The sequence below is a fragment of the Streptomyces sp. SYP-A7185 genome (assembly GCF_046103685.1).
In the GTDB taxonomy this organism is placed as follows: Bacteria; Actinomycetota; Actinomycetes; order Streptomycetales; family Streptomycetaceae; genus Streptomyces.
In genome coordinates, this window is the sequence record NZ_CP122310.1 from 7,436,376 (window position 1) to 7,449,831 (window position 13,456).

Here is a 13,456-nt window from a genome sequence, read left to right on the forward strand (position 1 = left end):
AGTTTGCGCGGACCGACACCGCCGAGAGTGGGCAGGGCAGGGCATGGCCGTCGATCCTCTGATCGAGCTGCGTGATGTGAACAAGTACTACGGAGAGCTGCATGTCCTGCGGGACATCGACCTCACCGTCGGCAAGGGGGAGGTGGTCGTGGTCATCGGCCCGTCAGGGTCGGGAAAATCGACGCTCTGCAGGACGATCAACCGCCTGGAGACGATCCAGTCGGGCACCATCGCACTGGACGGGCAGCCGCTTCCGGAAGAGGGCAAGGCACTGGCCTCGCTCCGTGCCGACGTCGGCATGGTGTTCCAGTCCTTCAACCTCTTCGCGCACAAGACGGTGCTCCAGAACGTCTCCATCGCGCCGGTCAAGGTGCGGGGCAGGAAGAAGGACGACGCCACCCGGCGCTCCCGCGAGCTGCTCGAACGGGTGGGCCTCGCGGCACACGCCGACAAGTACCCGGCGCAGCTCTCGGGCGGCCAGCAGCAGCGCGTGGCCATCGCCCGCGCGCTCGCCATGGAGCCCAAGGTGATGCTCTTCGACGAGCCGACGTCGGCCCTCGACCCCGAGATGATCAACGAGGTGCTCGAGGTCATGCAGGGACTCGCCCGCGACGGGATGACCATGGTCGTGGTCACCCACGAGATGGGCTTCGCCCGTTCGGCCGCCAACCGGGTGGTCTTCATGGACGCCGGCCGCATCGTCGAGGACCGGGCCCCCGAGGACTTCTTCGGCAACCCGGAGAGCGACCGCGCCAAGGACTTCCTCTCCAAGATCCTGAAGCACTGACGGGAGGCCGGCCATGATGCGTACGACACGTCTGCTCGCGGCGCTCGTCCTCGCCGCCTGTGCCGCGACCGCCTGCGGCAAGGAAGGCAGCCCCCCGGTGAAGGGGCCGCAGCAGGACGAACTGCCCGCCTACCGGGTGGCGACGGGATTCTCGCTGCCGGAATCCGGGACCTGGAAGAAGGCGAAGCAGCGCGGCCACTTCGTCGTCGGCGCCAAGGAGGACCAGCCCTTCCTCGGCGAGAAGAACCCCGCCACCGGGCAGTACTCCGGCTTCGACATCGAGATCGCCAAGATGATCTCGGCCTCGCTCGGCCTCGACCCGAAGTCGATCCGGTTCAAGACCATCGCGTCGGCGAACCGCGAGACCGCCCTCCAGAACGGACAGATCGACTACTACGTCGGCACCTACACCATCAACGACCTCCGCAAGAAGCTCGTCGGCTTCGGCGGGCCCTACTACCTCGCCGGACAGGGCCTCCTCGTACGCGCCGACGAGGACGACATCAAGGGGCCGCGGGACCTGGCCGGCAAGAAGGTCTGCTCGGCCGCCGGCTCGACCCCCTACCAGCGCATCCAGAAGGACTACCCGAAGGCGACGCTCGTCGCGTACGACACCTACTCGGTCTGCGTCGACAACCTGCTGACCTATCAGGTCGACGCCGTCACCACCGACGACGCGATCCTGATCGGATACGCCGCCAAGGTGCCCGACGAGCTCAAGGTGGTCGGCAAGCCGTTCTCCGAGGAGCCGTACGGCATCGGCGTGCCCAGGAGCGACAACGCCCTGCGGTTCGCCGTCGACGACGCGCTCGCCGCCCGGGAGAAGGACGGCGACTGGAAGAAGGCCTACGACGCCACCCTCGGCCTCTCCGGGGTCCCGGCGCCGAAGCCGCCCGCCATCGACCGCTACCCGGCGAGCTGAGGAGGCGTCATGGACGTACTGACAGACAACTTCTCCACCTTCGGCAAAGGGTTCGTCGGCACCGTCGAACTCACCGTCTACGCCTCGATCCTGGCCCTCGTCCTCGGCTTCGTGATGGCCTCCTTCCGGGTGGCGCCGGTCGGCTCCTTCCGGGCCTTCGGCACCGCCTGGGTGACGGTCCTGCGCAACACCCCGCTCACGCTGCTCTTCTTCGCGGTGCTGCTCGGGCTGCCGCGCTTCGGGCTCGTCCTGCCCTTCAAGGTGTTCGCCGTCCTCGCGCTCGGCTGCTACACCTCGGCCTTCATCTGCGAGGCGCTGCGCTCGGGCATCAACACCGTCCCCAAGGGCCAGGGCGAGGCCGCCCGCAGCCTGGGGATGACCTTCGGGCAGACGCTGTCCATGGTGGTGCTCCCGCAGGCCTTCCGGTCCGTCATCCCGCCGGTCGGCTCCACCCTCATCGCCCTCGCCAAGAACTCGGCCATCGCGGGCGCGTTCAGCGTCACCGAGCTGCTCGGCACGTACAAGACGCTCAGTGAGCTCGGCTACAACATCATCTGGACGTTCGTCTGGATCGCCGTCGGCTACCTGATCATCACCCTCGCCATCAGCGCCGTCTTCAACGTCCTCGAGAAGCGCTGGGGAGTCGCCCGATGAAAGCCCTCTCCCACGAATCCACCGCCCTGTACGACGTGCCGGGCCCCAGGACCGAGCGCAGACACAAGCTCTACGGCCTGCTCTCCACCGTGGTCGTGCTCGCCCTGGTCGGCTGGATCATCTACCTGCTCTTCGACACCGACCAGTTCACCGCGACCAAGTGGACGCCCTTCGAGTACAAGGGCATCCAGGAACTCCTCCTGAAGGGCCTGGGGAACACCCTCAAGGCCTTCGCCATCTCGGCGGTGCTCGCGCTCGCGCTCGGCGGACTGCTCGCCATGGGGCGGCTCTCCGACCACCGTCCCGTGCGCTGGCTGGCCACGCTTCTCGTGGAGTTCTTCCGCGCGATGCCGGTCCTGGTGATGATCTTCTTCGTCTTCGTGGCGCTGAAGGTCCAGCCGCTGCCGGCCCTGGTCACCGGGCTCACGCTCTACAACGGCTCGGTGCTCGCCGAGGTCTTCCGCTCGGGCGTGAACTCCGTGGAGCGCGGCCAGCGGGAGGCGGCGTACGCGCTCGGGATGCGCAAGACCCAGGTCATGACGCACGTCCTCGTGCCGCAGGCCGTGCGCGCCATGCTGCCCGCCATCATCAGCCAGTTGGTGGTGGCGCTGAAGGACACCTCGCTCGGCTATCTGATCACCTATGAGGAGTTCCTCCACGCCGGGAAGCTGATCGCGTCGAACCTCGACTACGATCTACCTTTCATCCCCGTGGTTCTGGTGATCTCGCCGATCTACATCGGGATGTGCATGCTGCTCTCGTGGTTCGCCCAGTGGGTGTCCAGACGACAGCGGCGCAATCCGAAGACCGAAGCCGCGGACGTGGCTTCGGCCGAACCAGGGACGCTGCTGCCGGGCAGGCAGTAGTTACAGGGGCCAGGCCCACCCGGCAGCAGCCGGTGATCACTGTTCGCGCAGCGGGACCGACACGTACGACGGGTCGGACGCGGGCGAGGAGAAGGTCAGCTGCGCGCCGGTCGGGTTGTGCTCGATGTAGAGCGGGTCGACCGTGTCGACCACCAGGGCGAGTCTGTGGCCTGCCGGGACGTCGTAGGCCGTGGAGAACAACTCCAGGTCCACGCCGAACGGCCGGCCGGGAGTCTTGCCGTGGAAGGTGTACGGCGCGTTGCTGACCAGCTTGCCGAGGCCGAGCGGGCCCACGTCGTAGAGGTACGCGACGAGGGTGCCGCTCTCCTTGGTGCCGGTGACCGTGGTGTGCAGTTTCGCCGTCCCGCGCACGCGCTGCTGGGTGGCGTACTTCTCGGACTGCCAGACGGCCGCGTAGCGCCGCGGGAGCAGCGGCACGGAGGCGATCGGCGGCGTCTTGAGGAACTGGTCCAGGGCGTTGGAGAGCAGCACGGTGCCGCCGTTGGCGCCGGAGTCGACGTTCGTGCGCAGCGTGGTGGAGCCCGCCAGGTCGATCTTCTTCTTCGTGGGGCCCACGGACTTCCAGTCGGGGTAGCCCTCGTAACCGCCCGTCGAGCGGGACTTGAGCTGTACGGGCTGCTCGGTGTCGACGCCGTTCTTCTCGCCCTTGAGGTAGCGGTCGAACCAGCGCCGGGTCGATGTCCAGGTGTCGTTGGGCAGACCGAGCAGGCCGGTCAGCTCGGCGGTCGCGTGGTCGCCGGGGCGGAACTCCAGGCGCTTGGGGCCGGTCAGCCGCTCGTAGAACTCGGCGTACTGGTTGGGCGGGAAGATGGTGTCGCCCCAGGCGTTGCCGAGCATGACGGCCGCGCCGTTCTCGTTGATCCGGTCGATGTAGGTCGCGGGGGGCGCTTGGCGCCCCAGGCGATCATCTCGTCCTCCTTGTCCAGGTTGGAGGCGAGGAAGTCCTTGAGCGTCTGCCGGAGTTCGGGGCTCGGGCGGCCCGTGAGGACACCGGCGCCGCCGAGCAGACCCGCGGCCTGCTGGTGCTGGGTGCGGCCGCTGTAGATCGAGTCGATGAGGTCGCCCCAGCCGCTGAGCGCGGCCACGGCCTTGATCCGCTTGTCGTGCCCGGCGGCGAGCAGGCTGATGCCCGCGCCGTACGAGACCCCGCCCATGCCGATCTTCCCGGGGTCGGCCGGGGTGTTCGCCAGGGTCCAGTCGATGACCTTGGAGGCGTCCGCGATGTCCTCGGGGCCGCCGGTCTCGATCTCGCCGCCGGACTGCCAGAAGCCGCGCGAGTTGTAACTGACCACGACATAGCCGGAGTTCGCGAGCTTCTGGGCCTGCGCGACGTACTCGATCTGGGGCATGGCCCAGCTGGTGGGCAGCACGATCGCGGGGTACTTCGCGGCCGCCTTCGCGTCCTTGGGGGTGAAGACGTTGGCCTTGAGGAGCGTGCCGCCGTCGCCGGGGATGTCGACGAAGCGCACGTCCGCGGAGCCCGTCGCCCGGGGAGCGGCCGGCGGGGTCCCGCCGGCCGCCTGGGCGGCCGGGGCGAGGCCGAAGGCGGCGCCGGCGACGAGAGCCGCCGACGCGGCGCCCACGGTGGTCGTACGCAGAGCCTTGCGCGGTTGTCCCACGGGTCACTCCTTACTCGTGCAAGCAAAGTGACCCGACGGTAACCTCGGGGTCTTACCGGTGGTAACCCGTCGGTAAGTTACGCACCGGTAACGATTGTTGAGTGATCTACTGCGGTGTGGCCGCTCAGCTCAGGGCGCTCTTGGCCTGCCAGTCGGCCCAGGAGAGGTTCCACTCGCCGTAGCCGTTGCCCGGGTCCGGCACGCCCTTCGAGCCGCTGCCGGAGACCTCGAAGGGGTCGCCGACCTGCACCTGGCCGTAGAGCCAGGAGGCGTCGCCGTCGCTCATGCCGATGCAGCCCGAGCTGTGGTTGGTGTTGCCGAAGAACGCGGCGTTCCAGGGAGCCGCGTGCGCGTACATGCCCGACCAGGTCAGCCGCATCGAGTTGTCGACCATCTTGTCGTAGGCGTCGCCCAGGCCGACCGTCTCGGAGCGCATGTTGATCGTGCCCTCCTTGGCCATCAGGACGGACGTGCCGCCCCAGGACGCCTTGTCGCCGCCGGGGGTGCCCGCCGACATCGGGACGGTCCGCACGCTCTTCCCGTCGCGCACGAGCGTGGCCTGCTTGCTGTCGAGGTCGACCTTGACCTGCTGGCTCTTGCCGACCGTGAACCCGGTCGCGTAGTCGCGGACGAACCAGCCGCCGCCGGTGCCCGAGTCGATCCCGCCGAGCCGGGCGTCCAGCTTCACCTTCGTGCCGGACTCCCAGTACTCCTTGGGGCGCCAGTCGACGCGGTCCTTGCCGTCGTAGTTCTTGATCCAGCCCCAGGAGCCCGTCGTGCTGTTCGAGGTGGTCACCTTGAGGTGCTTCTCGACCTCGGCCTTGTTCTTCACCGGGTGGTCGAAGACGACGGACAGGGGCTGCGCGACGCCGACGGTGGTGTCCTTGCCGGGCGTCAGGGACAGCTTGTTCACCTGCTCCGGGTCGGCCGTGCGGAAGGAGCTCTTGGCGCTGCCGCCCTGGTCCGTCGTCGCCTTCACCTTGTACGAGGTGCCGGGCACCGCCTTGCGGTCCGAGGTCCAGGTGGCCTTGTCCGCGGCGACCTTGCCGGTGAGCTGGGCGCCCTCGCCGTCGGTGACCTCGACCTGCTTCAGCTTGCCGTCGGCCAGCTTCACCGTGACCGGGGCGCCCGCCTTGGCCTGCTTGCCCTGAAGGTTGACCGATATGTCCGGCTTCTTCATGGAGGTGTCGGCCGCCGCGGGGGTGCCGCCCGAACACGCGGTCAGCGCGGTGGCCAGCGCCGCGAGGCCCGCGGCCGTGACCGCGGCCCCGGTGGGGCGGGCGCGTAGGGGGCGTCGGCGACTCGTCGAGCTCAGGGGCCTCAAGGGAACGTACCTCCGTGCGAATGTGGAACTGCACGGAGAGAGGGGCAAAGGTCCCGATGGGTTGCCTCTTGCCCCGAATTGCCGACCAGGTCACAGAGGTGGCGTATGAGCCGGGCGCGACCGTCGGCGCTCGGTGAGCGCGTCCCTACTTGGCGCGATGGGACGTGCGCGGCGGAGTGATCGCGGGGGCCGGGGCCTGGGCGGCCCGGGTGACGTCCCCGACCAGCTCGACGACGTCGGCTCCGTACGCCTGGGAGTTGACCACCTTCAGGAGCAGCACGAACGTGCCGGCGCCGTGCTTGCGGGCCAGCTTCTCGTGGTTGCGGGCGAGATAGCGCGTGGCCGCCTGGTTGGTGATCGCGCGCTGACCGCAGAAGACGAAGACGGGTCTCGCCTCCTGGGCCTGTCCTGCGGTGAGCCGCGCGAGGATCACGTACTCCGTGATGCCGCCCTCCATGCGGTAGCGCTCGCTGCCGATCTGGAAGGCGCCGCGGTCCGGGCCCGGCTCCGGGTCGGTGTTGATGCGGACGCCCGGCAGCAGGGAGTGCATGTGCGCGGCCATGCGGCGGTTGGCGGCCGGGGAGCCGACGCAGAATTCCGTGCGCTCGCCGAAGCTCTGCTGGGCGGCGTCGTGCGCGACGAGCTGGGCGTGCGCCCCGCAGTCCTTGATCAGCGCGGCCAGTTCGAGCAGCGCGAACACGTCGTGACGGACGACGGTGAGCTCGGGGCCGCCCGCCTCGCGGTTCACCACGAGCAGCGACTCGGAGTTGTCCGGCAGCCCGAAGAAGGCCTGCTTGCGGCGGAGCTTGCGCCGCCAGAGGTAGGTACGGGCGAGCCAGCCCAGCACGGCACCGAGGCCGGCCGCGATCAGGCCGAGGACGATGTTGCGCACGTCTTCCGTCATGGGGGCGCATGCTAGCGGTCTGTAGGACCCGTGTTCGAGGGGGTCCTGACGTAGCGGGCGGACCGAAGTTACGCTGCGCGGACGGCTGTTGACTGGAGGTACGGATGCGTCGTGCTGTCGTACGGAATCTGACGCTATGGGCGGTCGGAGGGGTCTTTGTGTCGGTCGGAGCGGCCGTGCCCCCTTCGTCCGCGCACACGGCCGGACCGGCCGCCTCGTCCCCGCGGAAGGTGCCCGTGGCCGTCGGCCACGGCGGTGCCGTGTCCAGCGTGGACGCGGACGCCTCGGCCGCTGGGATCGAGGTCCTGCGCAAGGGCGGCAACGCCGTGGACGCCGCGGTCGCCACGGCGGCGGCCCTCGGCGTGAGCGAGCCCTACTCCGCGGGCATCGGGGGCGGCGGCTACTTCGTCCACTACGACGCCAAGAGCCGCAAGGTGAGCACGATCGACGGCCGCGAGACGGCCCCGCGGACCGCCGACTCCGGCCTCTTCCTGGAGAACGGCAAGCCGATCCCCTTCGCGGACGCCGTCACCAGCGGCCTGGGCGTGGGCACGCCCGGCACCCCCGCGACCTGGCAGTCCGCCCTGGACCGCTGGGGCAGCAAGCGCCTTGGCACCCTGCTGAAGCCCGCCGAGCGGCTCGCGCGCGACGGGTTCACGGTGGACGGCACCTTCCGCTCGCAGACCGCCTCCAACCAGGAGCGGTTCGCCGACTTCCCGGACACGGCGAAGCTGTTCCTGCCGGGCGGGGCGCTGCCCGTGGTCGGCTCGACGTTCAAGAACCCCGACCTCGCGCGCACGTACGAGGAGCTGGGCCGCAAGGGCGTCGGGGCGATGTACCGGGGCGGCATCGGCAAGGACGTCGTACGGACCGTGAACAAGCCGCCCGTCGACCCGGCGTCGGACCGGGTGGCCCGGCCCGGCGACCTGTCCGAGAAGGACCTGAAGGCGTACGCGGCGAAGCATCAGGCACCGACGAAGACCGCCTACCGGGGGCTCGACGTCTACTCGATGGCACCCTCGTCCTCCGGCGGCACGACCGTCGGTGAGGCCCTCAACATCCTGGAGCGGACCGACCTCTCCAAGGCCTCGAAGAAGAAGTACCTGCACCGGTTCATCGAGGCCAGCCGTGTCGCCTTCGCCGACCGCGGGCGCTGGGTGGGCGACCCCGCCTTCGAGGACGTACCGACGAAGGAGCTGCTCTCCCAGAAGTTCGCCGACTCGCGGGAGTGCCTGATCCGCGACGACGCGGTCCTGAAGAGCCCGCTCGCGCCGGGCGACCCGCGCGATCCGACGTCCTGCGGATCGGGTGACAAGGCCGCCCCGACCACGTTCGAAGGCGAGAACACGACCCACCTCACGGCCGCCGACAAGTGGGGCAACGTCGTCGCCTACACCCTGACCATCGAGTCGACGGGCGGCAGCGGGATCACCGTGCCGGGGCGCGGCTTCCTGCTCAACAACGAACTGACCGACTTCTCCTTCGCACCCGCCGATCCGGCCGTCCACGACCCGAACCTGCCGGGTCCGGGCAAGCGGCCCCGGTCCTCGATCGCGCCGACGATCGTCCTGGAGAAGGGGAAGCCGCTGGTCGCGCTCGGCTCGCCCGGCGGGGCCACGATCATCACCACCGTGCTCCAGACCCTGACCGGGTTCGTCGACCGGGGCCTGCCGCTCGTCGACGCGATCGCCGCGCCGCGCGCGAGCCAGCGCAACGCCGCGCAGACCGAGCTGGAGCCGGGGCTCTGGGAGAGCTCGGTACGGGCCGACCTGGAGGCGATCGGGCACTCCTTCAAGCAGAACCCGGAGATCGGAGCGGCCACCGGGGTGCAGCGGCTGCCCGGCGGCAAGTGGCTGGCCGCGGCGGAGAAGGTGCGTCGCGGGGGAGGCTCGGCGATGGTGGTGCACCCGCAGAAGTGACGGGGGAGCGCCGGCCATAGGGGCCGGACGGGCCGGACGGGCCGGACGGGCCGGGCGGGCCTTTTCGGGGCCCGCCCGGCCCGTTCTGTGCGAGCAGGCCCGTTCCGCCCGGGCAGGCCCGATGTGCTGAAGCCCTCGCGTACCCGATGACCGCCCCGGTACGGGACGGGGGCGCCGTGGGCCGCCGACCTAGACTTGCCGCATGGTGCGCACCCCCCTGACCCCCGAAGAGCGCGAGCGCGGCGAGCGGCTCGGCCGGCTCCTGCGTACGGCGCGCGGCGAGCGGAGCATGGTGGAGGTGGCGGCGACCGCCGGGCTCTCCGCGGAGACGCTCCGCAAGATCGAGACCGGACGGGCGCCCACGCCCGCGTTCTTCACCGTGTCGGCGCTGGCCCTGGCGCTCGGCCTCTCGCTGGACGAGGTCGCCCAGGCCTGCTCGCCGGCGCCGCTCGCACCGGCGTGAGCGGACGGGGAGCCGTCACGCGCGGGGCGCCGGGACCCATGCGGCGGCGTTCCGCGCGGCGAACTCCGCGAAACCGCGGGGTGCCCGGCCGGTGATCCGCTCGACGGCCGGGTCCACGCGGTCCTCGGACCCGTGCGCGATGCCGTCGTCCATGTCCGCGAGCACCCGGGCGAACGCCTCGGGCAGTCCGCCGGCGACGAGCCGGTCGCGCAACCGCGCGACCGTGACCGGGCGATGGCGGACCGCGCGCCCCGAGACCCCCGACACGACGTCGGCGACCTCCGCGTAGGTGAGCGCCTGCGGGCCGGTGATCAGATGCGCCGCGTTGTGCGGGCGCTCGTCCGTCAGGGCCCGTACGGCGACGGCCGCGATGTCGTCCGCGTCGACGAACGCCACGCGCCCGTCCCCGGTGGCCGTCACGATCTCGTCCGCCGCCCGGATGCTCGCGCCGTGCAGATGGCTCGGGGAGGCGAAGTTCTGCATGAACCAGGAGGGCCGCAGCACCGCCCACTCGGGGGCGAGCCCGCGCAGCGCGAGGTGGACCTCGCCGGCCCCGGGGCCGCCCTCGGCGATGGCGGAGGAGCTCAGCAGCACGAAGCGGCGCACGCCCGCCTCCACCGCGCGTTCCAGTAACGGCACCATCAGGCGGGCGGGTTCGGCGTCCCCGACGGGCGGCACCAGATAGACGCCGTCCGTGCCGGCGAGGGCGGGGCCGTGGGTGGCCGGATCGGCCCAGTCGAAGCGGACCTGGGGGGTGCCAGGCGCCGGGGCACGGCTCGCGATGCGTACGGAGTCGCCCCGGTCGGTCAGGGCGGCCGCCACGCGGCTGCCGGTGGTGCCGGTGCCGCCGGTGACCAGGAAGTTCATCGTCATCGGGTCTCTCCGGATGCCGTGGTGCGGCCGACGGGGATCTGCCCGCCGTCGAAAGCGTCGGCGGCCAGCGCGCCGTTCCAGTAGTCGCGAAAGCGCGTGATGCGGCCCTCGTGGACGGTGACCACCTGGATGTACGGCATCGAGTAGCGGCGCCCGGTGGCGACCGCCCGGCCGGTGCCGCGCAGCTCCGCGACGATGGTCCCGGGGTCTTCGGTGCGGTGGACGGTCAGGTCCTCGAAGCTCCGCAGGTCGATGTGGTCGGGGTAGTCGGCCATGTACCCGCGTACGGCGTCCCGGCCGACGAGCCGCTGCGGGGCCCCGGGGAGCGCGAAGGGGAACTCGAAGACTCCGTCCGGCGCCCAGAGGGCGAGCCAGCCCTCGATGTCCTTGGCGAGCAGGAGGTCGAGGGAGCGGGAGAACACGTCGGTCGCTGAAGGATGCGTCGTCGTCATGGCGGCAACGCTAACCTGACCCCGGGTCCGTTTACAAGTACCGGACCCGGGGTCGACTTATGCTGGGGTTCCGCCCCCGAGGCGCCCCGCCCGTCCAGAAAGCGCCCCACCGGGCGCCCACCGAGGAGGAATCATCACCGCCCGCAAGGAGAGAGCCGACTCCGTCCGCAACAGGGCCGCGCTGCTGGCCGCCGCCGCCCGGCTGTTCCAGGAGGCCGAGGACCCCGACAGCGTCAAGATGGCCGACGTCGCCCGGGCCGCCGGTGCCGGAAAGGGCACGCTCTTCCGGCACTTCTCCGACCGCACCGGCCTGGTGAGGGCGCTGGTCGTCGAGGAGACGCGGCAGCTGTGCGAGCAGGTCGCCGACGGGCCGCCGCCGCTGGGCCCCGGTACGCCGGTGGAGGAACGGGTCCCCGCGCTCATGGCCGCGCTCCTGGACCTCAAGCTGAACCGGCGTGCGCTGATGCTGGACCTGGAGCGCGCGGGAACCGCCGACCCGTACCTGAATCCGACGTACGACCTCTGGCACTCCCAAGTCGCCGGCATGCTGTCCGGCATCCACCCGCGTGAGGACGCCGACTACCTCGCGCACGCCCTGCTCGCCGCGGTCCGCAGCGACCTGGTCGAGCACCTGACCAGCCAGGGGGCCACGGCCGGGCAGCTGCACTCGGGGCTGCGCAGACTCTGCGCGTCCCTCCTCGCCCGCGACGCGGACCGGGGTCCGTGAGGCGCTGTGGAGCGGCCGGAAAACTGCGTGTAGTCGTCCTGAAACACGACTGGTGTTATCTTCCGGACCGGAACACTCCAGGCTCCACGGGGCGGTGCTGGCTCGGATGGCAGTTGGACAACTCCCGGATCAGGTCAGGGAGTTCGCGAGGTATCTGAAAGACCTGCTGGCGCGGCTCGACACCGGCGCCGGGTGGTGCGGCGTGTTCTGGGCCCGTGACCCCGAGGGGATGCAGGCCTGCCTGGACGGCTCGGAAGTGCCTCCCTGGGACGTGGTCGAGGCGCTGCTGCACGACTTCGCCACCGGCTACGGGCAGCGGGCCGCCGAGCGCGAGACGGAGCGGGCGAAGGCGCTGCACACGGCCTCGCTCACCGCTTTCGACGCGCGGGCCGGGGGGCGCAGGCTGCTCGGCGAACGCCTCGACCTGATGCTCACCGAGCAGCGCTTCGCCGTCGAACGCCAGGTGGAGCTGGGCTATTCGCTCGCCGCCGCGGACACGCCCGACGAGGTGGAGCGGCTCAACCGCGACCTGGCCTGGGTCCGGGACGACCACGAGCGGGCGACCGCGCGGTGCGCGGAACTGCGGGAGCGCATCGAACGCCTCGACCGCGCCGACCGCCCGCAGTGGGTCGACCTCGGCGCTCCCGTCTCGGACGACTTCGCGGCGGTGGGCGCGGACGACTTCGGGGACGGAACGGCGGTCGGCCCCGGCGCCGGACGGCCGGGCGGGCTCAGGGGCCGGACGGCGGGCTTCGAGGCCGAGGGCGCCGAGGGTGTCGGAGGCGTCGGGGGCGCCGGGGGTTTCGGGGGTGCCGAGGAGTACGACGCCTTCGGGGAGCAGGCGCGCAACGCCTTCGGAGTCCGGGTCGCGGACGGCTTCGGGGCCGCGACCGGTGGCTTCGGCGCGGGCGCACCGGATCCCGAACCCCGTACGCGGGAGTTCGGCGTCTCGACGGGCGGCGAGGGCGCCGAGGCTCACGACGCGCGCACCCTGTCGGCCGACCCGGCGGAGCGGTCCGACACCCCGCACGTGCCCCGGCAGGGCCGCGCCCCGCGCGACACCTCCCGCCGTCCGCGCCGCCCCCGCGGCGCCCGTTTCGCGGGGTTCACCGGGCGGGACGACGCCGAGAGCGAGGGCGGGGAGGCCGCGGGACCCGGCCCGGCCGCGCAGGCGCCCGCCGCGAACAAGCCGCGCGGCGCCCGGTTCGCGCACGTGCCCGACGAGGCGGACGGCGCCGGTGACGGCGGGCGCGCCGGCGCGGGGGGAGCGGACCCCGAGGCGGACCGCGTCACCGCCGAAGCGGTCGCCACGCTCGTCAGGCTCCGTGGCGAGGGCCGCAGCGGCGAGGCGCACGGCGTGCTCGTCGAGGCGGCCGGCTGGCCCGCCGCGCGCCTGCCCGTGTTCGCCGGCGAGCTGCACCGCGCGGGTCTCGGCGCCGACTGGTCGACGCTGCTCTGGGAGGCCGCCTCGCTGCCGCCCGACCGGCTCGTCGCGCTCGCCGACGCCCTCGCCGGGGCGGGCCGCGCCGACGACTGCCGCAAGCTGCTGCGGCAGGGCGTCTCCCGGCCCGCCCCGGAGATAGCCGAGGCGGCGCTCGCGCTGATCGACGCGGGCCGCGAGCGCGAGGCCCGCGCCCTGCTCGACGCCTACCTCCGCGTCCGCACCCCCGAGGACGGCGCCGCCTGCGCGCACACCGATCCCTACCGCCTCATCCCGCTGCTCCTGGCGGCGGCCCGGGGAGTCTCGGACGAGCGGCACTGGGATCTCGTGCACGCGCTGCGCGTGGCGGGATTCAGCGCCTGAGGCGGCCGTTGCTTTCGTGCTTTCTCGTCCGTTTCGCGTCCGCTCGGGTGCGAAACATGATCGACTCCGCCGGTTCACGGCGATGGTCTTGCCCAGCCCGTCGGGGAGGCTTACGTTTTCC

The 13,456-nt window shown here is 71.5% G+C and carries 12 protein-coding genes and 1 pseudogene; 8 read left to right on the forward strand and 5 right to left on the reverse strand.

Annotated features, from left to right (window positions below; genetic code table 11):
• Positions 1-43: 43 nt before the first annotated feature.
• The 4 genes from QBL25_RS32625 to QBL25_RS32640 are packed head-to-tail and all read left to right on the forward strand — an operon-like array spanning position 44 to position 3,229.
• Complete coding sequence (locus tag QBL25_RS32625; RefSeq protein WP_409060539.1) at positions 44-787, forward strand: amino acid ABC transporter ATP-binding protein; 744 nt, start codon at positions 44-46, stop codon at positions 785-787.
• Between the two features lie 16 nt (positions 788-803).
• Positions 804-1,709, forward strand: a complete 906-nt coding sequence (locus tag QBL25_RS32630) for a glutamate ABC transporter substrate-binding protein (protein ID WP_409062850.1) — start codon at positions 804-806, stop codon at positions 1,707-1,709.
• A 9-nt stretch (positions 1,710-1,718) separates the two neighbouring features.
• Positions 1,719-2,363 carry an amino acid ABC transporter permease gene (locus QBL25_RS32635; protein ID WP_351158961.1) on the forward strand — a complete coding sequence of 215 codons (645 nt, stop codon included), beginning with the start codon at positions 1,719-1,721 and terminating at the stop codon, positions 2,361-2,363.
• Positions 2,360-3,229 (forward strand): amino acid ABC transporter permease, encoded by an 870-nt coding sequence (locus QBL25_RS32640; protein ID WP_409060540.1) that lies wholly within the window; start codon positions 2,360-2,362, stop codon positions 3,227-3,229. The genes QBL25_RS32635 and QBL25_RS32640 overlap by 4 nt, the downstream gene beginning before the upstream one ends.
• Before the next feature lie 36 nt (positions 3,230-3,265).
• On the opposite strand, the pseudogene QBL25_RS32645 reads toward QBL25_RS32640, so the two are convergent.
• From QBL25_RS32645 to QBL25_RS32655, 3 genes and pseudogenes are all read right to left on the reverse strand, one after another.
• A pseudogene (locus tag QBL25_RS32645) lies at positions 3,266-4,869 on the reverse strand (CocE/NonD family hydrolase).
• A 124-nt stretch (positions 4,870-4,993) separates the two neighbouring features.
• On the reverse strand, positions 4,994-6,184 hold the full coding sequence (locus tag QBL25_RS32650) for an Ig-like domain-containing protein (protein ID WP_409062851.1): 1,191 nt from the start codon (positions 6,182-6,184) through the stop codon (positions 4,994-4,996).
• Positions 6,185-6,338: 154 nt separating this feature from the next.
• On the reverse strand, positions 6,339-7,097 hold the full coding sequence (locus tag QBL25_RS32655; protein WP_409060541.1) for a hypothetical protein: 759 nt from the start codon (positions 7,095-7,097) through the stop codon (positions 6,339-6,341).
• Between the two features lie 104 nt (positions 7,098-7,201).
• Here QBL25_RS32655 and ggt point away from each other — a divergent pair, with 104 nt between their 5' ends.
• Entirely contained in the window at positions 7,202-9,016 is a 1,815-nt protein-coding gene (ggt, locus tag QBL25_RS32660; RefSeq protein ID WP_409060542.1) for a gamma-glutamyltransferase, read from the forward strand.
• A 202-nt stretch (positions 9,017-9,218) separates the two neighbouring features.
• A complete protein-coding gene (locus QBL25_RS32665) occupies positions 9,219-9,479 on the forward strand; it encodes a helix-turn-helix domain-containing protein (RefSeq protein ID WP_409060543.1) in 261 nt (86 codons plus the stop codon).
• A 15-nt stretch (positions 9,480-9,494) separates the two neighbouring features.
• On the opposite strand, the gene QBL25_RS32670 is transcribed toward QBL25_RS32665, so the two are convergent.
• Both QBL25_RS32670 and QBL25_RS32675 read right to left on the reverse strand, forming a co-directional pair.
• A complete protein-coding gene (locus QBL25_RS32670; RefSeq protein ID WP_409060544.1) occupies positions 9,495-10,352 on the reverse strand; it encodes an NmrA family NAD(P)-binding protein in 858 nt (285 codons plus the stop codon).
• Positions 10,349-10,804 carry a nuclear transport factor 2 family protein gene (locus QBL25_RS32675; protein WP_409060545.1) on the reverse strand — a complete coding sequence of 152 codons (456 nt, stop codon included), beginning with the start codon at positions 10,802-10,804 and terminating at the stop codon, positions 10,349-10,351. Before QBL25_RS32675 ends, QBL25_RS32670 begins: the two co-directional genes overlap by 4 nt.
• Before the next feature lie 184 nt (positions 10,805-10,988).
• Here QBL25_RS32675 and QBL25_RS32680 point away from each other — a divergent pair, with 184 nt between their 5' ends.
• Complete coding sequence (locus tag QBL25_RS32680) at positions 10,989-11,531, forward strand: TetR/AcrR family transcriptional regulator (RefSeq protein WP_409062852.1); 543 nt, start codon at positions 10,989-10,991, stop codon at positions 11,529-11,531.
• Between the two features lie 106 nt (positions 11,532-11,637).
• Positions 11,638-13,335, forward strand: a complete 1,698-nt coding sequence (locus QBL25_RS32685) for a hypothetical protein (RefSeq protein ID WP_409060546.1) — start codon at positions 11,638-11,640, stop codon at positions 13,333-13,335.
• The last annotated feature ends 121 nt before the right edge of the window (positions 13,336-13,456 follow it).

Coding starts and splice junctions, on each gene's coding strand:
- QBL25_RS32665 (WP_409060543.1), top strand. CDS start 9,219: ATGGTGCGCACCCCCCTGACCCCCGAAGAGCGCGAGCGCGGCGAGCGG.
- QBL25_RS32675 (WP_409060545.1), bottom strand. CDS start 10,804: ATGACGACGACGCATCCTTCAGCGACCGACGTGTTCTCCCGCTCCCTC.
- QBL25_RS32685 (WP_409060546.1), top strand. CDS start 11,638: ATGGCAGTTGGACAACTCCCGGATCAGGTCAGGGAGTTCGCGAGGTAT.
- QBL25_RS32655 (WP_409060541.1), bottom strand. CDS start 7,097: ATGACGGAAGACGTGCGCAACATCGTCCTCGGCCTGATCGCGGCCGGC.
- QBL25_RS32635 (WP_351158961.1), top strand. CDS start 1,719: ATGGACGTACTGACAGACAACTTCTCCACCTTCGGCAAAGGGTTCGTC.
- ggt (WP_409060542.1), top strand. CDS start 7,202: ATGCGTCGTGCTGTCGTACGGAATCTGACGCTATGGGCGGTCGGAGGG.
- QBL25_RS32640 (WP_409060540.1), top strand. CDS start 2,360: ATGAAAGCCCTCTCCCACGAATCCACCGCCCTGTACGACGTGCCGGGC.
- QBL25_RS32625 (WP_409060539.1), top strand. CDS start 44: ATGGCCGTCGATCCTCTGATCGAGCTGCGTGATGTGAACAAGTACTAC.
- QBL25_RS32670 (WP_409060544.1), bottom strand. CDS start 10,352: ATGACGATGAACTTCCTGGTCACCGGCGGCACCGGCACCACCGGCAGC.
- QBL25_RS32630 (WP_409062850.1), top strand. CDS start 804: ATGCGTACGACACGTCTGCTCGCGGCGCTCGTCCTCGCCGCCTGTGCC.